19 protein-coding genes are annotated in these 26,660 nt (G+C 68.4%); 14 read left to right on the top strand and 5 right to left on the bottom strand.

The features are described 5' to 3' along the window. On the top strand, positions 1–2,544 hold the full coding sequence (gene pheT / locus ACFTR6_RS18995) for a phenylalanine--tRNA ligase subunit beta (RefSeq protein ID WP_377959055.1): 2,544 nt from the start codon (positions 1–3) through the stop codon (positions 2,542–2,544). Positions 2,545–2,647: 103 nt separating this feature from the next. On the opposite strand, the gene ACFTR6_RS18990 is transcribed toward pheT, so the two are convergent. From ACFTR6_RS18990 to ACFTR6_RS18980, 3 genes are all read right to left on the bottom strand, one after another. Beyond that, a complete protein-coding gene (locus tag ACFTR6_RS18990; protein ID WP_377959054.1) occupies positions 2,648–3,997 on the bottom strand; it encodes a M1 family metallopeptidase in 1,350 nt (449 codons plus the stop codon). 33 nt (positions 3,998–4,030) lie between these two features. Next, on the bottom strand, positions 4,031–7,975 hold the full coding sequence (locus tag ACFTR6_RS18985; protein WP_377959078.1) for a Pls/PosA family non-ribosomal peptide synthetase: 3,945 nt from the start codon (positions 7,973–7,975) through the stop codon (positions 4,031–4,033). A 165-nt stretch (positions 7,976–8,140) separates the two neighbouring features. After that, positions 8,141–9,106, bottom strand: coding sequence for a quinone oxidoreductase family protein (locus tag ACFTR6_RS18980; RefSeq protein ID WP_377959053.1), 966 nt, complete (start codon positions 9,104–9,106; stop codon positions 8,141–8,143). 165 nt (positions 9,107–9,271) lie between these two features. Here ACFTR6_RS18980 and argC point away from each other — a divergent pair, with 165 nt between their 5' ends. The 9 genes from argC (at position 9,272) to ACFTR6_RS18935 (ending at position 18,956) form a co-directional block, all read left to right on the top strand. Continuing rightward, complete coding sequence (gene argC, locus ACFTR6_RS18975; protein WP_377959052.1) at positions 9,272–10,303, top strand: N-acetyl-gamma-glutamyl-phosphate reductase; 1,032 nt, start codon at positions 9,272–9,274, stop codon at positions 10,301–10,303. Beyond that, positions 10,300–11,466, top strand: a complete 1,167-nt coding sequence (gene argJ / locus ACFTR6_RS18970) for a bifunctional glutamate N-acetyltransferase/amino-acid acetyltransferase ArgJ (RefSeq protein ID WP_076798096.1) — start codon at positions 10,300–10,302, stop codon at positions 11,464–11,466. Before argC ends, argJ begins: the two co-directional genes overlap by 4 nt. Positions 11,467–11,534: 68 nt before the next feature. Then, on the top strand, positions 11,535–12,494 hold the full coding sequence (gene argB / locus ACFTR6_RS18965) for an acetylglutamate kinase (protein WP_076798095.1): 960 nt from the start codon (positions 11,535–11,537) through the stop codon (positions 12,492–12,494). Beyond that, positions 12,491–13,780: an acetylornithine transaminase gene (locus ACFTR6_RS18960; RefSeq protein ID WP_377959051.1), complete on the top strand. Its 1,290-nt coding sequence runs from the start codon at positions 12,491–12,493 to the stop codon at positions 13,778–13,780. The genes argB and ACFTR6_RS18960 overlap by 4 nt, the downstream gene beginning before the upstream one ends. After that, the gene (gene argF, locus ACFTR6_RS18955; protein ID WP_377959050.1) at positions 13,777–14,784 is read left to right on the top strand and encodes an ornithine carbamoyltransferase; all 1,008 of its coding nucleotides are present in this window, start codon (positions 13,777–13,779) and stop codon (positions 14,782–14,784) included. Before ACFTR6_RS18960 ends, argF begins: the two co-directional genes overlap by 4 nt. After that, on the top strand, positions 14,784–15,314 hold the full coding sequence (locus ACFTR6_RS18950) for an arginine repressor (protein WP_076798093.1): 531 nt from the start codon (positions 14,784–14,786) through the stop codon (positions 15,312–15,314). Before argF ends, ACFTR6_RS18950 begins: the two co-directional genes overlap by 1 nt. Before the next feature lie 76 nt (positions 15,315–15,390). After that, on the top strand, positions 15,391–16,596 hold the full coding sequence (locus ACFTR6_RS18945; RefSeq protein ID WP_076798092.1) for an argininosuccinate synthase: 1,206 nt from the start codon (positions 15,391–15,393) through the stop codon (positions 16,594–16,596). Continuing rightward, complete coding sequence (gene argH / locus ACFTR6_RS18940) at positions 16,593–18,083, top strand: argininosuccinate lyase (protein ID WP_377959049.1); 1,491 nt, start codon at positions 16,593–16,595, stop codon at positions 18,081–18,083. The genes ACFTR6_RS18945 and argH overlap by 4 nt, the downstream gene beginning before the upstream one ends. Before the next feature lie 108 nt (positions 18,084–18,191). Further along, positions 18,192–18,956, top strand: a complete 765-nt coding sequence (locus ACFTR6_RS18935) for a maleylpyruvate isomerase family mycothiol-dependent enzyme (RefSeq protein ID WP_377959048.1) — start codon at positions 18,192–18,194, stop codon at positions 18,954–18,956. A gap of 15 nt (positions 18,957–18,971) precedes the next feature. Here the strand turns inward: ACFTR6_RS18935 and ACFTR6_RS18930 are convergent, their stop codons facing one another. Both ACFTR6_RS18930 and ACFTR6_RS18925 read right to left on the bottom strand, forming a co-directional pair. Continuing rightward, positions 18,972–19,481 (bottom strand): methylated-DNA--[protein]-cysteine S-methyltransferase, encoded by a 510-nt coding sequence (locus tag ACFTR6_RS18930; RefSeq protein WP_087873491.1) that lies wholly within the window; start codon positions 19,479–19,481, stop codon positions 18,972–18,974. Next, positions 19,478–21,130 carry a DNA-3-methyladenine glycosylase 2 family protein gene (locus ACFTR6_RS18925; RefSeq protein WP_377959047.1) on the bottom strand — a complete coding sequence of 551 codons (1,653 nt, stop codon included), beginning with the start codon at positions 21,128–21,130 and terminating at the stop codon, positions 19,478–19,480. The genes ACFTR6_RS18930 and ACFTR6_RS18925 overlap by 4 nt, the downstream gene beginning before the upstream one ends. Before the next feature lie 111 nt (positions 21,131–21,241). On the opposite strand from ACFTR6_RS18925, the gene ACFTR6_RS18920 reads away from it, so the two are divergent. The 4 genes from ACFTR6_RS18920 (at position 21,242) to tyrS (ending at position 26,201) form a co-directional block, all read left to right on the top strand. Further along, entirely contained in the window at positions 21,242–21,880 is a 639-nt protein-coding gene (locus ACFTR6_RS18920) for a DNA-3-methyladenine glycosylase (protein WP_377959046.1), read from the top strand. 9 nt (positions 21,881–21,889) lie between these two features. Continuing rightward, complete coding sequence (locus ACFTR6_RS18915; RefSeq protein WP_377959045.1) at positions 21,890–22,447, top strand: adenine phosphoribosyltransferase; 558 nt, start codon at positions 21,890–21,892, stop codon at positions 22,445–22,447. An 87-nt stretch (positions 22,448–22,534) separates the two neighbouring features. Continuing rightward, complete coding sequence (locus ACFTR6_RS18910) at positions 22,535–24,763, top strand: AAA family ATPase (RefSeq protein ID WP_076798085.1); 2,229 nt, start codon at positions 22,535–22,537, stop codon at positions 24,761–24,763. A gap of 124 nt (positions 24,764–24,887) precedes the next feature. Continuing rightward, positions 24,888–26,201, top strand: coding sequence for a tyrosine--tRNA ligase (gene tyrS, locus ACFTR6_RS18905; protein WP_076798084.1), 1,314 nt, complete (start codon positions 24,888–24,890; stop codon positions 26,199–26,201). Positions 26,202–26,660: the final 459 nt, after the last annotated feature.

The raw sequence follows: 26,660 nt of genomic DNA, 5'->3' as shown, positions 1-26,660 counted from the left end.
GTGCGTATCCCACTTTCCTGGCTGCGTGAGTTCGCGCAGGTACCGGCCGGAGCCACGGCCGAAGACGTCATGGCGGACCTGGTCAGGGTCGGCTTTGAAGAGGAAGCGGTCCACCGCCCCACGGACACCCTGCGCGGACCCGTCGTGGTGGGCCAGGTCCTGAGCCTGGTCAAGGAACCGCAGACCAACGGCAAGACCATCAACTGGTGCCAGGTCCGCGTCGTGCCCGAGGGGCAGGAGCAGACCCTCACCGGAAAGGGCATCGACCCCTCCGGCGTGCAGGGCATCGTCTGCGGCGCGCACAACTTCGTTGAAGGCGACAAGGTGGTGGTCACCCTGCCCGGCGCCGTCCTGCCCGGCGATTTCCACATCTCGGCCCGGAAGACCTACGGCCACATGTCCGCCGGCATGATCGCCTCGGTCCGCGAACTGGGCATCGGCGAAGACCACGACGGCATCCTGGTGCTTTCCCGGATCGGGCTGGACCCCGAGATCGGGACCGACGCCATGGAACTCCTGGGGCTCTACGACCAGGCCGCCGAAATCAACGTGACCCCTGACCGCGGCTACGCCTTCTCCATCCGCGGCGTGGCCCGGGAATACGCCCACGCCACCGGCACGGCATTCACCGATCCGGCGTCCAGGGTGAACGCTCCGGCTGCCCTCTCCGGCGGCTACGGCGTCAAGATCAACGACGACGCACCCATCTACGGCAAGCCCGGCTGCGACCGGTTCGTGGCACGCACCGTCCGCGGTGTGGACGCCACCCGGCCCACGCCGCCGTGGATGTCCGGCAGGCTTCGGTTGGCCGGAATCCGGTCCATCTCGCTGGCGGTGGACATCTCGAACTACGTGATGCTCGAACTCGGCCAGCCGCTGCACTTCTACGACCAGGACAAGCTGTCCGGCGACATCGTGGTGCGCCGCGCCGTGGCGGGGGAGAAGCTGACCACCCTTGACGGCAAGGAGCGCTCGCTTGACGCTGAGGACCTGCTGATCACCGACGCCTCCGGCCCCATCGGCGTCGCCGGTGTCATGGGCGGCGCCTCCACCGAGGTCTCCGACACCACCACAACGGTCCTGGTCGAGGCGGCCCACTTCGAGGAAGTCTCCATCGCCCGCTCACGCCGGCGCCACAAGCTCCCGTCCGAAGCGTCCAAGCGCTTCGAGCGCGGTGTGGACTGGCAGGTCGCCAACATCGCGGCCCAGCGCGCCGTCGACCTCCTCGTGGAGCTGGCCGGCGGCACCGCCGACGAAACTGGCACGGACGTCGGCACCTCGCCGGACGCCGTGACCATCGCACTGCCGGCCGAATTCCCCGCCGCCCGGATCGGCATCGACTTCACCGAAGAGCAGATCGTCACGTCCCTCGAGGATCTCGGCGCCGTTCTCGAAAAGACCGACGCCGGCTGGACCGTTACCGCGCCGAGCTGGCGGAACGACCTGGAAACCAAGGAAGACCTTTCAGAGGAAGTGGCCCGCCTGGTGGGCTACGACCAGATTCCGGCGACCCTGCCGGTGGCGCCTCCCGGCCGCGGCCTGACCCGCGTGCAGCAGCAGCGCCGCCGCCTGGTCCAGGCGCTGGCGGACGCCGGCCTCACCGAGGTCCTGGCTTACCCCTTCGTGTCGAAGGCAGCCAACGACACGTTCGGCGTCGCCGAGGAGGGTGCACGCCGCACTGCGGTCAAGCTGGCCAACCCGATCAGCGAGGAGCACGGCTACCTGCGGACGTCGGTGCTCCCGGGCCTGCTGGAGGTGGCCAAGCGCAACCACTCCCGCGGTTTCCGCGACCTCGCCGTCTTCGAGGCCGGCCTGGTGTTCCTCCCCGGCGAAACGCTGGGGACGCCCTCCATTCCTCCGTTGGGCGTCAGGCCATCCGATGAGGTGCTGGACGCGCTGTACGACGGCGTTCCGGACCAGCCGCTGCACATCGCCGCCGTCCTGACCGGCCATGATTCCCCGGCTGCCGCGGGTCACTCGCCGAGGCTGTGGGACTGGGTGGACGCTTTGGACATCGCACGCCTGGCCGGCGACGTCCTGGGTGTTGAGCTTGTGGTCACCCAGGGCCGGCACCAGGCGTTCCACCCGGGCCGCGCGGCGCAGCTTTCGCTGCGCTCCGGCGAGGTTGTGGGGTACGCCGGGGAGCTGCATCCCAAGCTCCTGGCCGCGCACGACGTCCCGGCGCGGTCCGTCGCGCTGGAACTGAACGCGGAGGCCCTGTTCGAAGCGGCGGCCGACGTTGTGGTGGCGCGCCACATCTCCACCTTCCCGGTGGCCACCCAGGACGTGGCCCTCGTGGTGCCGCAGGATGTCCCCGCCGACGACGTGCTGGCCGCGCTGCGTGAAGGCGCCGGCGAGCTGCTGGAGGACGTCGCCCTGTTCGACGTCTACGCGGGGAAGGGGATCGAGGACGGCAAGAAGTCCCTCGCCTTCGGCCTGCGGTTCCGCGCCACCGACCGGACACTGACGGCCGACGAGGCGTCGGAGGCGCGGGAGCACGCCGTCGCCGCCGCAGCCGAGCGGTTCGGTGCCGTCCAGCGGTAAGCGTGCCGGGGAACCTGTCCAGCGGTAGCTGACCATGAGGAAAGACCACGCCAGGTTCTGGGCGTGGTCTTTCTTTATGCCGGCAAACGTCCAGCCGGACGGTTCAGGGCAGCGGCGGCAGGGCCTCTTCATACAGCCACGGATGCAGCAGCGCTTCGGTGTCCAGTCCGGTGACCCGGTTGGCCGTCAGGATGAACTCGGGCGTCGACACGGAGCTGTGGGCGTGTGTCCGGGTCCATTCCTGCAGCAGCGCAAAGAAGGCGAGGTCCCCGCTGCGGCGGCGCAGGGCGTGCAGGGCGAGCGCTCCGCGCTTGTAGACCCGGTCGTCGAACATGAGTTCTGCGCCGGGATCACCCACCAGGATGTCCTGGGCTTCGGCAGTGAGCCGCTGCCAAGCCGCCAGGGCACGCTCCTGCGCGGACATCACGCCTGCTTCCTCGGACCAGAGCCATTCCGCATAGCAGGCGAACCCCTCGTGCAGCCAGATGTCGCTCCACGTGCTGACGGTCAGGGAGTTGCCGAACCACTGATGGGACAGCTCGTGGGCGATCAGCCGTTGTGACTCCCACTCGGTGTCGAGGTGGTTGCGGCCCAGTATCGAGAGCGACTGCGCCTCGAGCGGGATTTCCAGTTCATCCGCGGTGACCACCACCGTGTAGTCCGGGAACGGATACGGGCCGAAGCAGCTGACAAAGGTGCCCATCATGGCCTGCTGGCGCGCCAGCGCGGTCCGTGCCCGGGCCATCAGTTGGGCAGGGGCAGCGAGGAACTGGGGCACGCTGCCGGAACCGGGCAGGCTCTCCAGGGAATAACGGCCGATCTGGACTGTCGCCAGGTAAGTCGCCATGGGCTGGTTCTGCTCATAAACCCATGTCTCGCGGCTGGACTTCACCGTGTGCCCCACCAGGAGTCCGTTGCAGACAGCCCGGTAGCCGGCGTCGGTGGTGACGCTGATGCGGTAGCTGGCTTTGTTCCGCGGATGGTCGTTGCAGGGGAACCAGGACGGTGCTCCGTTGGGCTGGCCTGCCACCAGAACGCCGTCGGTGAGCTCCTCCCAGCCGACCTCGCCCCACAGCCCTTTCCGCGGCTGCGGATTGCCGTCATAGCGGATCTCCAGGCTGAATTCGGCCCCCGCCTCAAGGGCCTGTTCGCAGTGCACCACCAACTGCTCCGCGCGCTGGGTGTACTTCCGCACCCGGACCCCGTTCAGCTGCACTTTCAGCGCCCGGAGGCCGGTCATATCGAGCACGACGGCGGCTGTGCGGCGTGCTGCCACAGCCGCCAGGACTGCGCGGCCGGTCAGGCGGTTGCTGGCGAGCTTGTAGTCCAGCGCCAGGTCATAGTGCAGGACGCGGTAGGCATCCGTTCCGTGGCCCGGGACGTACGGGTCCGCGGTGGCCGGGGCGCCGGCTGGGAGGACGGCGGCCGGGCCGGGCATATCTCCGGAGCTCATTCTGCGTGTGACTTCCTTGGCTGTGGCTGGCTGCTACTTCACGCGGGGCGCGGGAACGGCGGGCCCGGTCCACGGGCTGACCGGATTGCCCATCCAGTACGTCCCGGCCGGAACGGTTTCACCCCGCATCACCAGGGACGCCGGACCGACGGTCCCGCCCTTGCCAATCCTCGCCTGCGGCAGAATCACGCCGTGCGGGCCCATCGTCGCCCCGTCTTCGAGACTAACAGTGTCGATGCTCATGATGCGGTCGTGGAACAGGTGCGTCTGGACAACGCAGCCGCGGTTGACTGTGGAGCTGGCGCCGAGCGTCACCAGGTCCGCCTCGGGAAGCCAATAGCTTTCACACCACGTGCCGCGGCCGATCCTGGCACCAAGGGCACGCAGCCACCAGACGAGCGCCGGGGTGCCGCTGGCGGAGCGGGCGAACCACGGGGCACTCACCATTTCGACGAATGTATCCACCACCTCGTTGCGCCAGATGAAGGAGCTCCACAGCGGGTGTTCGCCGGCTTTGATCCTGCCCACGAGCAGCCATTTCGCGGCAACGGAGCAGCCTGCCGCGACCCCGCCGGCGAGCAGCAGGACCACGCCGCCGAGGGCTGCCGCCGCGCCGTAGCCGAGGGTGGAGGCGAGCCAGTCGAAGACGAGCAGCACACCGAGGGCCAGGGCCACCGTCAGGGCCACCGGCACGAACCGGCAGAGCTCCCAGAGGCTCCGGGCCACCTTGAGCCTGGCCGGCGGCTGGAACGTGCGGGTGCTGTCGGATGCCACCGCCGTGCGCCGCAGCCTGACCGGCGGGCTGCCCAGCCAGGAGGTGCCTGACTTGGCCTTGCCCGGGGTCGCGGAGAGGACTGCCACCAGCGAGTTCTTTGGCACGCTGCGCCCGGCAGCGGTCATGCCGGAGTTGCCAAGGAAGGAGCGCTTGCCGATTTTCGCCGGCGCGATCCGCATCCATCCGCCGCCGAGCTCATAGGAGGCCACCATGGTGTCGTCAGCGAGGAAGGCGCCCTCGCCCACCGTGGTCATGCGCGGCAGCAGCAGGACGGTGGATGCCTCGACATTCTTGCCGACCTTGGCTCCCAGCAGCCGCAGCCAAACCGGTGTGAACAGGCTGGCGTAGATCGGGAACAGCATGTCCCGGGCCATGTCCAGCACCCGCTCGGTGGCCCACACCTGCCAGCCCACGCGGCTGCGGACCCGGTAATAGCCCTCCTTCAGGCCGAGTCCCAGGAGCCTGGTGGTGGCCAGGATCAGCAGCATATTGGTGAGGAACCAGGTCAGCGCAGCGAGGGGAACGGATGCCAGCACCTGGGGCAGGGCACTGAGCAGTGAGTCGTTGCCCCGGATGAACAGGAAGACCACCAGGGCCGCAGCCGCGGCTGAAGCGTAAGGGATCAGCGCGAGGATGGCGGACGCGGCAGCGAAGGCCGTGAACCAGAGGCGGCCCAGCAGGGAACTGGTGGGCTGTGCCGGGGGCCACTCCTGCTTCGCCTTGCCACGCCGTTGGGCCGGGGAGCCTGCCACCACCTGGCCGGACTTGACCTTGCCCAGCACGGCGGAGCCCGCTTCCACCTGCCCGCCGGCGCCGATGCTGGCCCCGGGCATGAGGGTGCTGCGGGCTCCCACGGTGGCGTCCGCCCCGACGTGGATGTGGCCGATGCGGACAATGTCACCGTCGATCCACCACCCGGCCAGGTCAACTTCGGGCTCGATATTGCAGCCCCGCCCCAGGGTGAGGAAGCCGGTCACCGGGGGAAGCGAGTGCAGATGGATGTTGCTGCCGATCTTGGCGCCGAGGGCCCTTGCATAGTAGGGCACCCAGGGCGCACTGGCGAGACTGACGGCGCCGGCCAGATCCTGGATCTGTTCGGCCAGCCAGAGGCGCAGGTGCACCTTCCCTGCCCTCGGATAAGTCCCCGGCTCCACGTTGCGAAGCAGGAGGCGGGCGGCGGCAACAGAGATGGCCATGCGTCCCAGCGGGCTGACGAAGACCAGCCAGGAGGCGGCCACCCACCACCAGGACACCGTGGGGGCGCCGGTGAACCCGGCAAGCGTGAACAGGACGTTGTTGGCAGCCATCAGGTAAGTCAGCCAGCGCATGCCCGCCAGGATATGCAGCGGGATGCCCATGAGGGTCTGGAAGACCTGTGACTTCAGGGCCGTGGGGCGGACGGGCCGTTCCGGGGCCGGACCGGCGGAGGCGCCGTCGGGCAGCGACTGGCGGGCCGCCTCGATCAGCGCGCCGATGCGCGGGGTGGCGTAGATGTCGGCCACGGTGATGGTGGGGTAGCGGACCCGCAGTGCGGAGACGAGCTGCGCCGCGGCGAGCGAACCGCCGCCGTGGGCGAAGAAGTCGGCGTCGAGGCCGGCGACGCTGCTGCCCAGCACTGCCTGCCACTGCTCAACGATCCACTGGGCATCCTCCGGCAGGTTCAGCGGCGCGGCGTCCGCTGCCGCCGCGCCGGCGCCCGGCAGGGGCCAGGGCAGCGAATGCCGGTCAACCTTCCCGCTGGTCTTGGTGGGCAGGGTGTCGACGACGGCCAGCATCGGGATGAGCGGGGCCGGCAGGGTGGCGGACAGGAGCTCACGGAACGCGGCAAGGTCCAAGGGAGCAACGTCCGGTGCGGGGTCCGTCCCGCCGGCGGGAGCCAGGTACCCCACCAGGACCTGGTTGCCCGCCGCCGTCGTACGGACAGCGGCGGCGGCGCCCGCAACACCCGGGAGGGACTGCAGGGCAGCGTCGATCTCACCGAGTTCGATCCGGCGGCCGCCCAGCTTGACCTGTTCGTCGGCGCGTCCCATGAAGATCAGGCCCGCACGCTCGAACCGGACCAGGTCGCCGGAACGGTAGGCGCGCCCCCACCCCAGTGACGGCAGAGGGGCATATTTCTCCGCATCCTTCTGCGGATCGAGGTAGCGGGCCAGACCCACGCCGCCGATGATGAGCTCGCCCACCCCGCCTTCGGCCACCGGGACGCCGTGAGCGTCCACCACGGCCAGGTCCCAGCCGTCCAGCGGGAGCCCGATTCTCACCGGGCCGGTGCCGCCCAGGGGAGCGGCGCAGGCCACGACTGTTGCCTCGGTGGGTCCGTAGGTGTTCCACACTTCACGGCCGTCCACGGCCAGGCGCTCGGCCAGTTCGGGCGGGCAGGCCTCGCCGCCGAAGATCAGCAGCCGGACGTTCTCCAGGGCCTCTGCCGGCCACAGCGCCGCAAGCGTGGGAACGGTGGAGACCACTGTGATGCCGTGGTTGATCAGCCACGGTCCCAGGTCCATGCCGGTGCGCACCAGGGCCCGCGGGGCCGGCACGAGGCAGGCGCCGTGGCGCCAGGCCAGCCACATCTCTTCACACGAGGCGTCGAAGGCCACGGACAGTCCCGCGAGCACGCGGTCCTGCGGCCCCACTGGCTCATCCCGCAGGAAGAGTCGGGCTTCAGCATCCACGAATGCCGCTGCGGAACGGTGCTGCACCGCCACCCCCTTGGGCGTCCCGGTGGAACCGGAAGTGAAGATGACCCAGGCGTCGTCGTCGGGGGTGGCCGGGCGCGGGGCCGGGAAAGGGCGGGGACGCTTGCTGTCCGTGACGATCTCGCCGCTGGCACGCAGGATGGCGGCCACCCGTGCCTCGCCGAAAACCAGTTTGGCCCGTTCGTCCGGGTCATCCGCGTCCACGGGGACGTACGCGGCACCGATCAGCAGCACGGCCAGGATTGCGATGTAGAGCTCGTTGGTGCCGGAAGGGATCCGTACACCGATCTTGTCACCGGCTCCCAGTCCGGCCTGGTGGAGCCGCCGGCCCTCGGCCTTAACCTCGGTCAGTAGCTGGGCGTAGCTCAGGGAGCGGCGGCCGTCGTCGAGCGCCGAAGCGTCCGGGAAACGTGCGGCGGTCTCGGTGAGGATGTCCACCAGGGTCCGCTCCGGCGGGGCGGCGGCAGCGCGGGGCAGCTGCGCTGCATACACCTGTGCCTGGTGCACCGCCTCCGCCGCCGGTGCCCCGGCGGCAGGGGGAGCGGCAGTGTCCAGAACTTTCGGCAGGGGCTCAATCACGCGGTGGATTCTCTCCCAGCAAGATGAACGGAAGGTGACATCGTTTCCCTTCCGTTCATCCGGGGCTGCATTGTTACGGGACTGCAGGCTGCTTTAAGGGAGCAGGAGGACCTTGCCGGTGGTGCGCCGGCCTTCGAGGTCCTCGTGTGCCCGGCGGGCCTCGGCCAGCGGGTAGGTGGCGCCGATGCGCACCTTCAGGCTGCCGTCGGCCGCGGCGCCGAAGATTTCTGTGGAGCGCCACAGGCGTTCCTGCGGGTTGCCGAGGAAGTGGGCGAGCGACGGGCGGGTCAGGGTCAGTGAGCCGCCGGCGTTGAGCCGCTGCGGGTCCACCGGCGGGACCGGGCCGGACGCGGCGCCGAAGAGCACCATCGAACCGCGGGTGCGCAGGCTCGACAGCGAGCCGTCGAACGTATCCTTGCCCACGCCGTCGTACACAACGTTCACGCCGGCGCCGTGGGTCAGGTCGCGGACAGCGTGGGGGAAGCCGTTGTAGCGCAGCACCTCGTCCGCGCCGGCCCCGCGGGCCAGGGATTCCTTCTCATCCGTGGAAACGGTGGTGATGACGCGTGCGCCGCGGGCCTTCAGCAGCTGGATCAGCAGCAGGCCAACCCCGCCGGCGCCGGCGTGGACCAGCACACTATGCCCGGGCTCGACGCGGAACGAGGAGTTGATCAGGTAGTGGGCCGTCATGCCCTGGAGCGGGAGGGCCGCGGCGGTCCGATCGTCGACGGCGTCCGGTACGGGCAGCGCCTTCGCGGCGTCCAGCACGATGTACCCGGCGTAGCAGGCGGTTCCCTCGGCCGTGGCTACCCGGCTGCCCACGGTGTAGTCCTCCACGCCTTCGCCGATCTCCTCCACGACACCGGCGGCTTCCGAACCCGGCGTGAACGGGTAGGCCACCTTGTAGGTGCCGCTGCGCTGGTAGGTTTCGATGAAGTTGACGCCGGTTGCCGCTACCTTCACCAGCAGCTGGCCGGGACCGGGGGCGGGGCGGTCGATCTCCGTGAAGTCCAGAACCTCCGGTCCGCCCGGCTGCCGGGCGACGATGGCGTGCGTCATGGAATTTCTCCTTTTCCGGGCCGGGACCTCCGGCACCCTTCCTCACCTCATCCTAGGGACCGGGCCGGAACAGGCGAAGTCGGGCAGAACCCGGCATAAGGAGGCACAGCAAGACTATGCATAAATATCGGGATCTATGCATAGTCTTGCTGTATAGTCGTGGTTATGACTATTTCTGTTGCCGTTTCAGGCGCCAGCGGCTACGCCGGCGGCGAAGTCCTCCGGCTCCTGGCCGGCCATCCGGACGTCACTATCGGGGCCATCACGGCACACAGCAACGCCGGTTCCAGACTAGGCGAACTGCAGCCGCATCTCCATGGCCTGGCAAGCAGGATTCTCGAGGACACCAGCGTGGAGAACCTGTCGGGGCACGACGTCGTGTTCCTCGCCCTGCCGCACGGCGCGTCCGCCGAGATCGCGGCCAAGCTTCCCGAGGGCACGGTGGTGATCGACGCCGGCGCGGACCACCGCCTGGAATCCGCCACCGCCTGGGAAAAGTTCTACGGCTCGGACCACGCCGGGACCTGGCCGTATGGCCTCCCTGAGCTGCCAGGCCAGCGCGAGAAGCTCAAGGGCGCCAGCCGGATCGCCGTCCCGGGCTGCTACCCGACGTCCTCGCTGCTCGCCCTCACGCCGGGCTTCGCAGCCGGCCTGCTCGAGGGCAATGACGTCGTCATCGTCTCCGCCTCCGGCACCTCGGGGGCCGGAAAAGCGGCGAAGGTGAACCTCATCGGCTCGGAGGTCATGGGGTCGATGAGCCCCTATGGCGTGGGCGGCGGCCACCGGCACACGCCGGAAATCGAACAGGGCCTGTCCAACGCCTCCGGTGAAGACGTGACGGTTTCCTTCACCCCCACCCTGGCGCCCATGAGCCGCGGCATCCTCACCACCGCCACCGCACGGGTCAAGCCCGGCGTCGGCGCCGAGGAACTGCGCCGTGCCTGGGCGGAAGCGTACGACGACGAACCGTTCGTCCACCTGCTGCCCGAGGGCCAGTGGCCCACCACCAAATCCGTGCTTGGCTCCAACCACGCCGCCATGCAGCTTGCCTACGACGCACACGTCGGGCGCGTCATCGTCACCTGCGCCATCGACAACCTGACCAAAGGCACCGCCGGTGGAGCGGTACAGTCCATGAACATTGCCCTTGGCCTGCCGGAAACCGCTGGCCTCAACCTGCAGGGAGTTGCCCCGTGACCGTTACCGCCCCCAAGGGATTCCGTGCCTCCGGCGTCACGGCAGGACTCAAGGCCTCAGGAAACCCGGACCTCGCCCTCGTGGTCAACGACGGACCATCCAAGGCGGCGGCCGCCGTCTTCACCTCGAACCGGGTGGCTGCGGCCCCCGTCCACTGGTCACGCCAGGTGGTTTCGGACGGCCGTGTCGACGCCGTGATCCTCAACTCCGGCGGCGCCAATGCCTGCACCGGCCCGCAGGGCTTCCAGAACACGCACACGACGGCGGAAAAAACGGCTGAGGCGCTCGGCCTGTCCGCCACCGACGTCTTTGTGTGCTCCACTGGCCTGATCGGCGAGCAGCTGCCCATGGACAAGATCGTCCCGGGCATCGATGCAGCGGCAGCCGCCCTGAGCGCCGACGGCGGAGCTGACGCCGCCACCGCGATCATGACCACCGACACGGTGTCCAAGCAGGCGGTCTTTACCGGCGCCGACGCCGACGGCAACGAATTCACCATCGGCGGCATCGCGAAGGGCGCCGGCATGCTGGCGCCCGGGCTGGCCACCATGCTGGTGGTCCTGACCACGGATGCCGACGTCCAGCCGGAATTGCTCGACCTCGCCCTCCGCGACGCCACGCGCGTCACCTTCGACCGCGCCGACTCGGACGGTTGCATGTCCACCAATGACACCGTGGTGCTGCTGGCCTCGGGCGCGTCCAAAGCAGTTCCGTCCGACGGCGTTTTCGCCAAGGGCCTCACCCAGGTATGCGCCGAGCTGGCCCGCAAGCTGATCGGCGATGCCGAGGGTGCCAGCCATGACATCGCGATCCGGACGTTCAACGCCGCCACCGAACGCGATGCCGAAACCGTCAGCCGGGCCGTGGCCCGCTCCAACCTCTTCAAGGCCGCCATCTTCGGCAAGGACCCCAACTGGGGCCGGGTGCTCTCCGCGGTGGGCACCACCGACGCCGTCTTCGAGCCGGACCAGCTCAACGTGTCCATGAACGGCATCCAGATCTGCCAGAACGGCGGCATCGGCCAGGACCGTAAGCTGGTGGACCTGGAACCGCGCGAGGTGAGGGTCGAAATCGACCTGCAGGCCGGCGAGGCGGAGGCGACCATCTGGACCAACGACCTCACGCACGACTACGTCCACGAGAACAGTGCTTATTCAAGCTAGATAGGCCTACTCGAGCTAGATGGGCCTACTCAAGCTAGATCCGCCAGCAACCCTGGAGAACCAGCCGCATGAACACCCAGACCCGCGAATCAACGTCCATGAGTGATGCCCAGGACAAGGCAGGCACGCTCATCGAAGCCCTGCCGTGGATCCAGCGCTTCGCCGGAACCACCATGGTGATCAAATACGGCGGCAACGCCATGGTCAACGATGAACTGCGCCGCGCTTTCGCCGAGGACGTCGTGTTCCTCCACCACGTGGGCATCCACCCCGTGGTGGTCCACGGCGGCGGCCCGCAGATCAACTCAATGCTGGGCAGGCTCGGCATCGAGTCGGAGTTCAAGGGCGGCCTGCGCGTGACCACGCCCGAGGCGATGGACGTGGTGCGCATGGTCCTCACCGGCCAGGTGGGCCGTGAACTGGTGGGCCTGATCAACTCGCACGGGCCGTACGCCGTCGGCATGTCCGGCGAGGACGGCGGCCTGCTGCGCGCCGTCCGCACCGGTACCGTGGTTGACGGCGAGGAGGTGGACCTCGGCCTCGTGGGCGAGGTGGTCGGCGTGGACCCCGCCGGCATCGTGGACATTCTCGACGCCGGCCGGATCCCGGTGATCTCCACCGTCGCCCCGGAGATCACCGACGCCGGCGACGGCGTGACCGGCACCGCGCGCTTCCAGCCCACCGGCCAGGTCCTGAACGTCAACGCGGACACAGCGGCGGCCGCCGTCGCCTCCGCGCTGGGCGCCTCGAAGCTGGTCATCCTGACCGACGTCGAAGGCCTTTACGCCAACTGGCCGGACAAATCCTCGCTGATTTCCTCGCTGACGGCCTCGGAGCTGCGGGACATGCTCCCCAGGCTCGAATCCGGCATGATCCCGAAGATGGCCGCCTGCCTCAAGGCCATTGACGAGGGCGTGGAGCGGGCGCACATTGTGGACGGCCGGCTGCCGCACTCAATGCTTCTGGAAACATTTACGACGGCGGGCATCGGCACCCAGGTGGTCCCGGACGAGGAGACGAACGCATGAACGAAACTGTTGACGTGAGCCAGGCCCCTGACGCTGGGGAGGCCGCCGCAACCACAATAGTCCCCAGCAGCAGCGGCTCCGAGTGGCTGGCGCGCTACTCCTCGTCGCTGATGGGCGTCTTCGGCACGCCCCAGCGGGTGCTGGTCCGCGGCGCCGGCTGCCTCGTCTGGGACGCCGACGGCAAGGAATACCTGGACCTCCTCGGCGGCATCGCCGTCAACGCGCTGGGCCACGCCCACCCGTTCGTGACCTCGGTGATCTCCAGCCAGCTGGCCACCCTCGGGCATGTCTCCAACTTCTTCACCAGTCCCACCCAGATCGCCCTGGCCGAAAAGCTCCTGGAGCTCAGCGCAGCGCCTGCCGGCTCCAAGGTGTTCTTCACCAACTCCGGCACCGAGGCCAACGAGGCCGCCTTCAAGCTGGCCCGCCGGAACTCGGGTTCCGCAGCGGGTGAGGCCAGCGGCAAGCCCCGCACCCGGATCATCGCGCTCGAAGGCGCATTCCATGGCCGGACCATGGGCGCGCTGGCGCTCACCGCCAAGGAGGCCTACCGCACCCCCTTCGAGCCCGTGCCCGGGGGAGTGGAGCACATTCCGTTCGGGGACATCGAGGCCCTGCGCAACGCCGTCGACGACACCGTCGCCGCCGTCTTCCTGGAACCGATCCAGGGTGAGGCAGGCGTCCGGCCCCTGCCGGCCGGCTACCTGAAGGCGGCGCGTGAAGCCACCTCCGAAGCCGGTGCGCTGCTGATCCTGGACGAGGTGCAGACAGGCATCGCACGCACGGGCAAGTGGCTGGCCAGCGAGGACGCCGGGATCGTGCCGGACGCCATCACGCTGGCCAAGGGCCTCGGCGGCGGATTCCCGATCGGCGCCCTCATCACGTTCGGAGAGCAGGCGTCGTCGCTCCTGTCCGCCGGGCAGCATGGCAGCACGTTCGGCGGAAACCCGGTGGCCACCGCGGCCGCACTGGCCACGCTGCACGCCATCGAAAGCCAGCACGTGCTGGAGAACGTCCGCAGCGTGGGTGACCATGTCCGGAAGGCGCTGGCCGCCGTCGACGGTGTCACGGAGGTGCGCGGCGAGGGACTGCTGATCGGCTTCGACCTGGACGCCGACGTCGCCCCCGCAACCGTGACCGCAGCCCTGGACGCCGGCTTCATCATTAACAGCCCCGGCCCGCACACCATCCGCCTGGCACCGCCGCTCATCCTCACCATGGAGCAGGCGGACCGTTTCCTGGCCGCCCTTCCGGCCATCCTGCAAACCGCAAAGGACGCACAGTGACTTCCACCGGCACCATCCGCCACTTCCTCAAGGACACGGACCTCACCCCTGCCGAGCAGGCGGAAGTCCTGGAGCTCGCCGGCCGGATGAAGGCCGCGCCGTACAGCGTCCAGCCGTTCGCCGCCGAAGGCAGCGGCCGCAAGACCGTGGCCGTCATTTTCGACAAGACCTCCACCCGGACCCGGGTCTCCTTTGCCACCGGCGTGGCCGATATGGGCGGCAACGCCCTGATCATCAACCCGGGCGAAGCGCAGATCGGGCACAAGGAGTCCGTCGAGGACACCGCCAAGGTCCTCGAGCGCATGGTCTCCACCATTGTGTGGCGGACGGGCGCGCACTCCGGCCTGGTTGCCATGGCTGAGAACTCGAAGGTTCCGGTCATCAACGCCCTGTGCGACGACTACCACCCCTGCCAGTTGCTCGCCGACCTCCTGACGGTCAAGGAGCACAAGGGCGAACTCAAGGGCCTCACCATGGCCTACCTCGGCGACGCCGCCAACAACATGGCCAACTCCTACCTGCTGGCCGGCGTCACAGCCGGCATGCACGTCCGCATCGCCGGCCCGGAGGGCTACCTGCCCGCCGCCGGGATCGTGGCCGCCGCCCAGGAACGCGCCGCCGAGACCGGCGGCTCCGTCCTCATCACCACCGACGCTGCGGAGGCACTCAAGGGAGCGGACGTCGTCGCCACTGACACCTGGGTATCCATGGGCCAGGAAGCGGAGAAGGAGGCGCGGCTGCAGCTGTTCCGTGAATACTCCGTGGACGAGGCCGCCCTGGCCCAGGCCGCCGCGGACGCCGTGGTGCTGCACTGCCTTCCGGCCTATCGCGGCTACGAAATCTCGGCCGGCGTGATCGATGGTCCGCAGTCGATCGTGTGGGACGAGGCCGAGAACCGCCTGCATGCGCAGAAGGGGCTCATGGCCTGGCTCATGCACCGGTCCGGGCTGGCTTTCGTCGACGGGCTTTCCCCCGTTGAGGGCACCGGGGAGAGCACGTTCTAGTGTCCACCAACCCGGCGGCCCCCGGCGCAAGCCCGGCCACCAAAACCGCCCGCCAGGCTCGGATCACCGCGATCCTGACCGGCGAATCGGTGCGTTCCCAAGCGGAGCTTGCGGCACTGCTGGCGGACGACGGCGTGCAGGTCACCCAGGCCACGCTGTCGCGCGACCTTGTGGAGCTCGGTGCCGTCCGCGTCCGGGGCAAAGAGGGCGTGCTGGTGTACGCCGTCCCCGGCGAAGGCGGGGAGCGGGCGGCCAAGAGCGGGGTAAGCCAGGAAATCCTCGATGCCAGGCTCGCGCGGCTCTGCGGTGAGCTGCTGGTCACGGCCGAGGCATCGGCCAACCTCGTGGTGCTCCGCACCCCGCCCGGCGCCGCGAACTTCCTCGCCCTCGCCATCGACCATTCGGTGATGCCCTCGATCCTGGGCACCATCGCCGGGGACGACACAGTGCTGCTCGTGGCCCGGGACCCGCTGGGCGGCCCGGACCTGGCCGCCCGGTTCCTGCAGCTCGCCGAGGAAGCCGGCCAATAGGCCGGACTTTTGCCGTCCCGACCGTGGCCTTCTAAGACAAACGAAAACACAAACAAACAACTAAGGAGCATGTTCCGTGACTGAGCGTATTGTTCTGGCCTACTCAGGTGGCCTGGATACTTCCGTAGCCATCGGCTGGATCGGGGAAGCCACCGGCGCCGAGGTCATCGCTGTGGCGGTCGACGTCGGACAGGGCGGCGAATCGCTGGAAACCATCCGCCAGCGCGCCCTCGGCTGCGGCGCCGTCGAGGCCTACGTGGCCGACGCGTCCGACGAGTTCGCCAACGAATACTGCGTGCCCACCCTGAAGGCCAACGCCCTCTACCAGGGCCACTACCCGCTGGTGTCCGCCATCTCCCGTCCGGTCATCGTCAAGCACCTGGTCAAGGCCGCCCGCGAATTCGGCGCCACCACCGTGGCCCACGGCTGCACCGGCAAGGGCAACGACCAGGTCCGCTTCGAAGTGGGCATCCAGACCCTCGGCCCGGACCTGAAGTGCATCGCGCCGGTCCGCGACCTCGCCCTGACCCGCGACAAGGCCATCGCCTTCGCCGAGGAAAAGGGCCTGCCGATCGAGACCACCAAGAAGAACCCGTACTCGATCGACCAGAACGTCTGGGGACGCGCCGTCGAAACCGGCTACCTCGAGGACATCTGGAACGCCCCCACCAAGGACATCTACGACTACACCGCCACCCCGGAATTCCCGCCGGCACCGGACGAGGTCACCATCTCCTTCGAAGCAGGCGTGCCTGTCGCGATTGACGGCGTGAAGGTCACCCCGCTGCAGGCCATCAAGGAACTGAACCGCCGCGCCGGCGCACAGGGCGTGGGCCGGATCGACGTCGTCGAGGACCGCCTCGTGGGCATCAAGTCCCGCGAAATCTACGAAGCACCGGGCGCCATGGCGCTCATCACCGCGCACAAGCACCTCGAGGACGTCACCATCGAGCGCGAGCAGGCCCGCTTCAAGGCCACCGTTGGCCAGCGCTGGGCGGAACTCGTGTACGACGGCCAGTGGTTCTCCCCGCTGAAGCGCTCCCTGGACGCCTTCATCGAGGACACCCAGAAGTACGTCACCGGCGACATCCGCATGGTGCTGCACGGCGGCCAGGCGATCGTCAACGGACGCCGCTCCGAGACCGCGCTCTACGACTTCAACCTCGCCACCTATGACACCGGCGACACGTTCGACCAGTCCATGGCGCGCGGCTTCATCGAACTGTGGGGCATGTCGGCCAAGGTTGCCTCCGGCCGCGACATCCGCGTCGCAGGAAAGTGAGTCAGCAGCAGGGCCCACGGGCGCAGGGGTCCCCGGCCGAGCGAAGCGAGGCTGGGGTGCGTCCGGGGACCAAATCGGAGGCTACTAATACCGGCGCGCTCTGGGGCGGCCGGTTCGACGGCGGCCCCGCCGATGCCCTCGCGGCGCTGAGCAAGTCCACGCACTTCGACTGGCGCCTGGCCCGCTACGACATCGCCGGTTCCAAGGCGCACGCGCGCGTGCTGCACAAGGCCGGGCTGCTGGACGAAGCCGAACTCGAAGGCATGCTCGCCGCCCTGGACCGGCTGGACGCGGACGTCGCTTCGGGCGCCTACGTCCCGGCGGAATCCGATGAGGACGTGCACGGTTCGCTGGAACGTGGACTGATCGAGCGCGCCGGAACCCAGCTCGGCGGAAAGCTCCGGGCGGGGCGTTCGCGCAACGACCAGGTGGCCACTCTGGGCCGCATGTTCCTGCGCGACCACGCCCGGATCATCGCCCGCGGCGTGCTGGCCACGATCGATGCGCTGGTGGATCAGGCCAAAGCCCACCCCGGTGTGGCGATGCCCGGCCGCACCCACCTGCAGCACGCCCAGCCCGTCCTGCTCAGCCACCACCTGCTGGCCCACGCCTGGGCGCTGCTGCGCGACGTGCAGCGGCTGCAGGACTGGGACAAGCGCGCCGGCGTTTCGCCGTACGGCTCGGGCGCCCTGGCCGGTTCCTCGCTTGGCCTTGACCCCGAGGCCGTGGCGGCTGACCTGGGCTTCTACTCGGCCGTGCACAACTCGATCGACGGCACCGCGTCCCGCGATGTCTTTGCCGAGTTCGCCTGGGTGGCGGCGATGATCGGCGTGGACCTGTCCAGGGTCTCGGAGGAAGTCATCTTCTGGGCCACCAAGGAGTTCTCCTTCGTCACGCTGCACGATTCCTACTCCACGGGATCGTCCATCATGCCGCAGAAGAAGAACCCGGACGTGGCAGAGCTGGCCCGCGGCAAGGCCGGCCGGCTGATCGGAAACCTCACCGGCCTGCTGGCCACGCTGAAGGGCCTGCCGCTCGCGTACAACCGTGACCTGCAGGAGGACAAGGAGCCGGTGTTCGACGCGGCCGACACGCTGGAGCTGCTGCTGCCGGCGGTCTCGGGCATGATCGCCACGCTGAAGTTCAATGCGGACCGGATGGAATCGCTGGCGCCGCAGGGCTTCGCGCTGGCCACGGACATCGCCGAGTGGCTGGTCCGCCAGGGCGTGCCCTTCCGCGAAGCGCACGAACTGTCCGGCGCGGCCGTGAAGCAGGCCGAAAGCCGCGACGTGGAACTGTGGGACCTCACGGACGAGGAGTATGCCGCCATTTCGGAGCACCTCACCCCGGAGGTCCGCAGCGTCCTCAGCACGGAAGGCTCCCTCAACAGCCGGAACTCGCAGGGCGGCACGGCACCGGCCGCCGTCGAACGCCAGCTTGCTGCGCTGGAAGGCGAGCTAAAGGGCGTCCGCGAGTACGCGGGGTAGCACTCCGCCCACGCGAGGTGGCGTTTGGCGGCAATGTTCTTCGGAACTATTGCCGCTAAGTGCCACCTCGCTGCGTTAAGCGGGATAAACCGTGCGTAGGATGGCGGCATGACGGCAATCACACCAGGCACCCTCGCACCGGATACTTTGCGCGCCGAACTCCACAAAGCTGCCGACGTCGTGACCTCCCTGGCAGCGAAACTCACCGATGCTGATGTCCGGGGGCCGTCGGCCCTGCCGGGCTGGACCCGCGGGCACGTCCTCGCGCATATCGCCGGCATCTCCAACGCGATGGCGCGGCAGCTCGAATACGCCGCGCGCGGGGAAACGGTGGAACTGTACGACGGCGGCTATGACGGGCGCACGAAAGCTATCGAAATGAGCGCCGGACATGCTCTGGAGCAGCACCGCGCGGACCTGGACTCAGCTCTGGACCGGGCACTGCGCGCCTTCGACGCGCTGGACGCTGATGCGTCTGGTGCCGGCGGCTGGCACGCGCCGATTTCCTACCGCGGGGGAGTGGTGCTGGACGGCGGCTTTGCGCTCTGGCGCGAACTCGTGATTCACGCCTCGGACCTCAACACCGGCCGCGGCCCCGAAACGTGGAGCAGGCAGTTCTGTGAGCACCTCTTCGGTTTCCTGGCCGCGCGTGTGCCGGAGGACCAAAAGCTGGTACTGCAGCCTCTGGGCATGCCTCCCACGACGATCGGCACCGGCGGCCGCTCCACTGTCATCAGCGGGATGGTCACCGACATTGCGGCGTGGCTCGCCGGACGGGAACCGTCGCTCGGCAGCCTGCGCGCCGCGGCCGCTGCCGACGGGGTGGACCTGCCGGAACTGCTGCCGTGGCCTTCCGGGGTGCCCGCCAAGTAGCTCAACCGGCAGCACTCAACCGGCAGAGAGGCCCTGCTTTTCGCGGGCCAGCAGGCTTTCCTTGATCCGCAGCCCCCAGCGAAACCCGCCCATCGTGCCGTCCGTGCGGATCACCCGGTGGCACGGCACGAACAGCGCCGCGGCATTGAAGGCACAGGCGCTGGCCGCGGCCCGGACTGCCTTCGCATTGCCGGACAGCTCCGCGTATTCGGTGTAGGTGACCGGTGCCCCCGGGCTGACGGTCCGGAGCACGTCCCAGGCATGGGCGCGGAACGGACCCGACTTCTGCAGCACGGGCACGCCCATGGCCGGCGCCGGATCGCCGGCGTAGAAGGCCTCCACCGCCGCGGAAATCAGTCCGAGGTGCTCCACCGCTTCGTATTCGTCGGGCAGCAGTTCCGGATGGATCTGGCCGGTGAGCTCCTTCGGGTCGGCGGTCCAGCCTGAGGCGAGCACTACGCCGTCGCGGGCGATGATGGTGAACGGTCCATCCGGCGTCGACATGGTGAGGAGCTGGGCTTTCATCGCACTGCTTCTTTCGTTGTTTGCGCCTTGCGGGCGGTGGAGGTTCCTGGCACGGCGGCGGCTGCCCGCCACAGATGCATGGTGGCGTACGAACGCCACGGGCTGGCTTCCCGGAAGTCCGACGACGGGGCGGTGCCACCTCGCGGACTGCCGGTTACCGGGGGCGGGGCGCCGGGATCACCGATATGGCCGGGATCACCGAAACCGGAATCATTGAATCCAGTCGGCAGCGCCCGGATTCCGTTGCGCACCGCGGCGTCGTTGGCGAGGAAAACGTCCGGTGCGCCGAGGACCCGCATGGCCACATAGCCCACCGTCCACGGCCCGATGCCGGGCAATGGCAGCAGCTTGGCGGAAAGACCCGGCAGATCGTCCCCGTAGCCAATGTCCAGCGTCCCGTCAGCCAAAGCCGTGGCGACGGCCAGCAGAGACTCTATCCTGCGCCGCGGGCCGCGAAGCAGTTCAGCTCCGGCTTCGGCGATCTGCGCGGGGGACGGGAAGAGCCGGCTCAGCCCGTCGCCCGCCGCCGCGCTGTGGCTTCCGGCAGCGGCCAGCTGCGTGAGGGCGGTGCGGGCGGCGGCGACCGTGATCTGCTGCCCCACCATGGCCCGGACCAGCAGTTCCTGCGGATCCAGGGCTCCCGGCAGGCGGATCCCCGGTGATGCCGCCACGGACGCCGCAAGCCGGGGATCGGCTCCCAGTGCCCCGTCGATGGCGACGGGATCGGCGTCGAGGTCGAAAAGCCGGCGTACCCTGCTCAGCAGGGCAGGCAGGTCTCTAAGGTCCACCGCACCGATGGTGAGCACCAGTGGCCGCCGCTGCGGTCCGCCGTCGTACTCCACAGTCCCGCCGGTTACGGTGCCACCTGCTACGGTGCCGTCCTGTACGGGACTGTTCCCTGGACCGGTGTACTCCACGCTGAAGCGTGCATCCCCGTGCGGCAGTCTCAGCGTCCGCCCATAGGACGTTGCGGTTCCGGCCTCAATGCCGGCAATGGCACGCGCGGCGAGGAAGCTGAACACGCCCGGGTCGAACGGCTCGCGGTAGGGGAGGGCCAGGGTGAGCGATGTGCTCGCCGGGGCCGGCGGATGGTGCCGGGCGGTGCCGCGCAGGGCGGTCGGCGTCATGTCGAACACCTCGGCCACGGTCTCGTTGAACTGGCGGACGCTGCTGAAACCCGCGGCGAAGGCGACGTCGGCATGCTTCATCGATGTGGACACGAGCAGCGTGCGGGCGGTCTGCGCCCTGCTGGCCCGGGCCAGGGACAGGGGCCCGGCGCCGAGCTCGTGGCTGAGGATCCGGTTGAGCTGGCGGGACGAATAGCCCAGCCGCGCTGCCAGCCCCTCAACGCCGTCGCGGTTGATCACGCCGTCGTTGATCAGTCGCATGGCCCGGCCGGCAATGTCCGAGCGCAGGTTCCACGCCGGTGTGCCCGGCACGGCCTCGGGCAGGCAGCGCTTGCACGCGCGGTATCCGGCTTCATGCGCGGCGGCGGACGTCTCATAGAAGGTGACGTTCTCCGCCTTCGGGGTCCGCGCCGGGCATGAAGGCCGGCAGTAGATGCCCGTGGTCCGCACCGCTGTGTAGAACTGCCCGTCGAAGCGGGTGTCCCGCGCGTCGATGGCGCGGTAGCGCTGCCAGAAGTCCATGACTCCATCCTGCCAGCAGCCCAAGGGCCGTGCTAGCGGAAATCGGACATGGCCGTGGGGTGTCTTCCGGGGGGCCGGTTTGGGCGGCAACCGCTTCGGTAGAGTCGGGGCATGACCACCAGTGGCCCTGTGCGGCAGTTCCTGTCCGGCGACGCGCGGGAGATTGCCCCGCTGCTCCTTGGCGCGGTACTGACGCATGCCGGCGAGGAAGGTACCGTCGCGGTCCGGATCACGGAACTCGAGGCGTACATGGGCCCCGTGGATTCGCTCCATCCGGATCCCGGCTCGCACACGTACCGCGGGCCCACCCGCAGGAACGCGCCCATGTTCGGCCCGGCCGGCCACCTCTACGTCTACTTCACGTATGGCATGCACAACTGCGCCAACATCGTCTGCGGTCCGGCGGGCCATGCCTCGGCCGTGCTGTTGCGCGCTGGGGAAATCGTCGAGGGCCGCGACCTGGCGCTGGCGCGGCGTCCGACGTCGAAAGCGCCGAAGGACCTGGCCAGCGGACCCGCCCGGCTGGCCACGGCACTCGGGCTGACCACCGAGGACAGCGGGCGGGACGCCCTGAGTTCCCCTTTCAGTCTTGCACTGCCGCATGCACCCGCCGCGCATGTCAGTTCCGGGCCCAGGGTGGGCGTCGCCGGGCACGGCGGCACCCACGACTACCCTTGGCGGTTCTGGATCACCGGGGACCCCACCGTGTCCCGCTATAAGGCTGCGAAGGCACGTCCGCCGCGGGCGTAGGCTTGACGGGTGAACTCCAGCGAACGTCATCCTGCGCCCAGGCCCCGTCCCGTCGACGAACTCATCACCAGCCTCTGCGCGACGGTTCCGGACTATCCCAAGCCCGGCATCACCTTCAAGGACCTGACCCCCGTCTTCGCCGACGGCCCCGCTTTCCGGGCAGTTGTTGATGCGCTGGTTGAGCCCTTCAAGGGGCAGTTCGATGCCGTGGCCGGCGTCGAGGCGCGGGGGTTCCTGCTCGCCGCGGCCGCGGCCTACGCCACCGGCACCGGTGTTGTTACGGTGCGCAAGGCCGGCAAGCTGCCGCGCGAGGTGTACTCGGAGGACTACGCCCTGGAATACGGCACCTCCACCCTGGAGCTGCACAAGACGGACCTGGCCCGCGGCAGCCGGGTGCTGATCCTGGACGACGTCCTCGCCACCGGCGGCACGCTCGGAGCAGCCGCCCGCCTGTTTGAACGCTGCGGCGTCCATGTGTCCGGCGTCGGCGTGGTGATGGAGCTCGGTGAGCTGCGCGGCCGCTCCGCCCTGGCCGGGCACCGCGTGCGGTCGCTGCTGCGCCTCTGAGATAACCTGCTTTAAGCAGCTCAACAGCCGCCACGCCAGCCGAAAAGGTTATAGAATGGACGGTCTGTCTTTTGCGATAGGGGAACGATGCACGACGCCGATTTGGCCCACGAACGGGACTACGTAGCCGGTCTGTACGCACGGCTTGATGAACTGCGCGAGGAAAAGCGCACCCAGCTGGCCCAGGTGCGCCGTGCGGGAGCAGTCGGCACCATGCAGAATGTCTCCGAACGCGACGCCTTCGCTGCCCTGTACGAGGACCGCCTCGCCCAGCTCGACGCCGTCGACGACCGGCTGGTGTTTGGCCGGCTGGACCTGGACTCCGGCGAGGCGCAGTACATCGGCCGCATCGGGCTCACCACCGAGGACCTCGTCCGGCTCATGGTCGACTGGCGCGCGCCCGAGGCAGGCCACTTCTACCAGGCCACCGCGTTCGACCGCCAGGGTGTCCGCCGGCGCCGGCACCTGATCCTGCAGGGCCGCGAGGTCAAAGCCATTGAGGACGACGTCCTGGACGCCGACATGCTCTCGGACGCCGATTCCCTACAGGGCGAGGGTGCCCTGCTGGCCGCCCTGAACTCCAAGCGCACCGGCCGCATGTCGGACATCGTCGGCACCATCCAGTCCGAGCAGGACCGCATCATCCGGTCCTCCATCTCCGGCGCGCTCGTGGTCCAGGGCGGACCCGGCACCGGCAAGACGGCCGTGGCCCTGCACCGTGCCGCTTACCTGCTGTATACCCACCGTGACCGGCTCAAGTCCGCCGGCGTGCTGCTGGTGGGCCCGTCGTCGTCGTTCATGAAGTACATCGAACGCGTCCTGCCGTCGCTGGGTGAGACCGGCGTGGTGATGGCCAGCCTCGGCAGGCTCATGCCGGGCATCAACGCGGTACCGGAGCAGGAAGCCGACGTGGCCGCGATCAAGGGCAGGCTGGACATGGCAGAGGTCATCGCCAATGCCGTGGCCAACCGGCAGCGCATTCCGGCCGAAAACCGGATCCTTGAAGTCGACGGCCGCAAGCTGACCCTCACGCCCCGTCAGGTCCGGCGCGCCCGTGAACGCGCACGCTCCACCGGCAAGCCGCACAACGAGGCCCGCGTTACGTTCGTCAAGATCCTGCTCCGCGAGCTGACCGAGCAGATGACCGAGCTCGTCGAGGCCGGCAACATCGGCAACAACGCCGACCGCTCCTACCTGGCCGAGGACGTCCGGACAGCCCGTGACGTGCGCATCGCGCTGAACCTGTGCTGGATGCCGATGACGCCCGAGAAGCTCGTCAGCGAACTCCTCAGCAAACCGGCCCTTCTCGAAGCCTGCACGCCCGGGCTGACCGCCCGGGAACGCGAGCTCCTGCTGCGCGCTCCGGACGCCCCGTGGACAGAGGCCGATGTGCCCCTGCTTGACGAAGCAGCGGAACTCCTCGGTGAGCTTGATCCCGCTGCCGGCCGCGGTCTCGCCCAGCAGGAGCAGGACCGTGCCCGCGCCCTGGCCAATGCCCGGCAGACGCTGGTCAACATGGAGTCGGCCGGCGTCGATGTCCTGATGTCGGCCGAGGAGCTCGTTGAGCAAAACGAGGAGCGCGAGGCCCGCCTGACGGCCGCCGAGCGCGCCACCAGCGACCGCACCTGGGCTTTCGGCCACATCGTCGTCGACGAGGCCCAGGAACTGTCGCCCATGCAGTGGAGGCTCCTGGTCCGCCGCTGCCCGCTCAAGTCGTTCACCATCGTGGGGGACATCGCCCAGACCAGTTCGGTGGCCGGTGCTAAGTCCTGGCAGGGAGCCCTCGCCCCGATGTTCGGCGACCGCTGGCAGCTTGAAGAGCTCACGGTGAACTACCGCACGCCGTCGCAAATCGCCGAGGCAGCGGCCCGCATGGCCAACGCCGCTGGCCTGGTGGTCTCTGCCCCGAAGGCAGTCCGGGAAGGCCGCTGGTCACCGGTCATCGACCGTGTTGACCACGGCGGCCTGGTAAAACGGCTGGTGGAGGTCCTCCCCGAGGAGCTGGAAGCGCTCGACGGCGGCCTGCTCGCCGTGATTGCCGACGGCGACCTGCTGCGGGAGGCCACGGCCGCGCTGCGTGCCGAGTACGGTTCCCGGCTGGGCACCGGTGCCGGCAGCTATGAACAGGACATGGTGGTTATCAGCCCGCGGGAGGCCAAGGGACTTGAGTTCGACGGCGTCGTGGTCCTGGAACCGCGCGCCATGCTGAACCACGAACACGGCAGGGTCGGCGACCTGTACGTCGCCATGACCCGCCCCACACAACGGCTGCGGCTGATCGCGGCCGATGAGGTTCCGGCAGGCATCGAGCGTTAACCAGCTTTGTCCCTTGCGGGTTCGTCCCTTGCGGGTTGTCCCTTCGGGGCAGGTCCGGCCGTCCGAGGCCGGGCCTGCCTCCGGCACGCATCCGCGTGGCGCTGATCCTGCTAACTTAGAAGGCGTGTCACAACTAAACGACCTCGAATCCCAGCAGAACGACCCCAGCTTCGCCAACATCTGGCAGGAGCTCAAATGGCGCGGCCTCGTCCACGTATCCACCGACGAGGTGGAACTGGAAAAGCTCCTCGCCGGCGAGCCGGTCACGTATTACTGCGGATTCGATCCCACGGCGCCGAGCCTCCACCTGGGAAACCTGGTCCAGCTTCTCCTCATGAGGCGCATTCAGTTGGCCGGCCACAAGCCCCTCGGCCTCGTGGGCGGCTCCACCGGTCTGATCGGCGATCCCCGTCCGACGGCGGAACGCACACTGAACACGAAGGACACCGTGTCGGAATGGGTCGGCTACCTGCAGGCCCAGGTCCGCCGCTTCCTCAGCTTTGACGGCGCCAACGCCGCCCGCATGGTCAACAACCTCGACTGGACGGCACCGCTGAGCGCGATCGACTTCCTCCGCGAGGTCGGCAAGCACTTCCGCGTGGGCACGATGCTGCGCAAGGATGCCGTGGCCTCACGCCTGAACTCTGAGGAAGGCATCAGCTACACGGAGTTCAGCTACCAGATCCTGCAGGGCATGGACTACCTGCAGCTTTACCGGGACTACGGCTGCGTGCTGCAGACCGGCGGCTCAGACCAGTGGGGCAACCTCACCAGCGGTACGGAACTCATCCGCAAGGTGGAGGGCAAGACGGTCCATGCACTCGGTACTCCGCTCATCACCAATGCCGACGGCACCAAGTTCGGTAAGAGCGAGGGCAACGCCATCTGGCTGGACGCTGCCATGGTCAGCCCGTACACCTTCTACCAGTTCTGGCTGAACACCGCGGATGCCGACGTCGTTGACCGGCTGAAGGTGTTCACCTTCCTGACCCGCGCCGAGATCGATGAACTGGCTGTTTCCGTGGCCGAGCGCCCCTTCGCCCGGGAAGGGCAGCGGAAGCTCGCGTACGAAGTCACCTCGCTGGTCCACGGTGTCGAAGCGACGGAAAAGGTTATTGCCGCCTCCGCTGCGGTCTTCGGCAATGGCGACCTGTCGGTACTGGACGAACAGACGCTTGCCGCGGCGACGGCGGAACTCCCGTCCGCTTCTGTGGATGGAACTGGCCTTGGCATCATTGACCTGCTGGTTGCCTCGGGCCTGTCGGACAGCAAGTCTGCAGCCCGGCGGGTTGTCGGCGAGGGCGGTGCCTACGTCAACAACACCAAGGTCTCCGATCCGGACGCGGTGATTCCCTCGTCACAGCTGCTGCACGGCAAGTACCTGCTGCTGCGCCGGGGCAAGAAGAACCTGGCCACGGTGCAGGTGACCGGCGTCTAGCACTTGCACGCTTCGCGCCGGAACCGTTGATACCGGAGCCCTAGCACCGGAACCGACCAAATGCACGCTTCTCCGCGGCCGATTTGCACGGCCGTGGGGGAGCGTGTATTGTCTTTTGAGTCGCCGCCGCTGAGCGGGGACAAACCCCCTTCACTGAGAAGCAATTCTTCACCTTCAAAGCTTGAAAGAAGAAAAGCTTCCCTTTAGTGCTGGGCGGATTCATTCATCGAAGTGAATATCGGGTGAATAACCCGGATTTGCAAAGTGAAAATGAATGAAATAAGCTGGAAACATCGCAGCGAGGAAACGCGGAAAAGAAATTGCCGGTTATTGAACCGGAAATTATATTCGCAGAGTATCCGAATGTGTCTGTTGTTTGAGAACTCAATAGTGTGCCAAGTTTATTGATACCGATTTTTTATTGATTGGTTGAATTGCCGGGCCGCCCACCCCCGTGGT

The organism is Arthrobacter sp. NPDC057009 (genome assembly GCF_042673905.1).
In the GTDB taxonomy this organism is placed as follows: Bacteria; Actinomycetota; Actinomycetes; order Actinomycetales; family Micrococcaceae; genus Arthrobacter.
The sequence above is the reverse complement of the archived record's forward strand: the minus strand, read 5'-3'. Positions and strand labels throughout refer to the sequence as shown.

Excerpts from the sequence above, each read along its gene's own strand:
- ACFTR6_RS18990 (WP_377959054.1), bottom strand. The coding sequence starts at position 3,997 with ATGAGCTCCGGAGATATGCCCGGCCCGGCCGCCGTCCTCCCAGCCGGC.
- ACFTR6_RS18980 (WP_377959053.1), bottom strand. The coding sequence starts at position 9,106 with ATGACGCACGCCATCGTCGCCCGGCAGCCGGGCGGACCGGAGGTTCTG.
- argC (WP_377959052.1), top strand. The coding sequence starts at position 9,272 with ATGACTATTTCTGTTGCCGTTTCAGGCGCCAGCGGCTACGCCGGCGGC.
- argB (WP_076798095.1), top strand. The coding sequence starts at position 11,535 with ATGAACACCCAGACCCGCGAATCAACGTCCATGAGTGATGCCCAGGAC.
- ACFTR6_RS18960 (WP_377959051.1), top strand. The coding sequence starts at position 12,491 with ATGAACGAAACTGTTGACGTGAGCCAGGCCCCTGACGCTGGGGAGGCC.
- ACFTR6_RS18935 (WP_377959048.1), top strand. The coding sequence starts at position 18,192 with ATGACGGCAATCACACCAGGCACCCTCGCACCGGATACTTTGCGCGCC.
- ACFTR6_RS18930 (WP_087873491.1), bottom strand. The coding sequence starts at position 19,481 with ATGAAAGCCCAGCTCCTCACCATGTCGACGCCGGATGGACCGTTCACC.
- ACFTR6_RS18925 (WP_377959047.1), bottom strand. The coding sequence starts at position 21,130 with ATGGACTTCTGGCAGCGCTACCGCGCCATCGACGCGCGGGACACCCGC.
- ACFTR6_RS18920 (WP_377959046.1), top strand. The coding sequence starts at position 21,242 with ATGACCACCAGTGGCCCTGTGCGGCAGTTCCTGTCCGGCGACGCGCGG.
- ACFTR6_RS18910 (WP_076798085.1), top strand. The coding sequence starts at position 22,535 with ATGCACGACGCCGATTTGGCCCACGAACGGGACTACGTAGCCGGTCTG.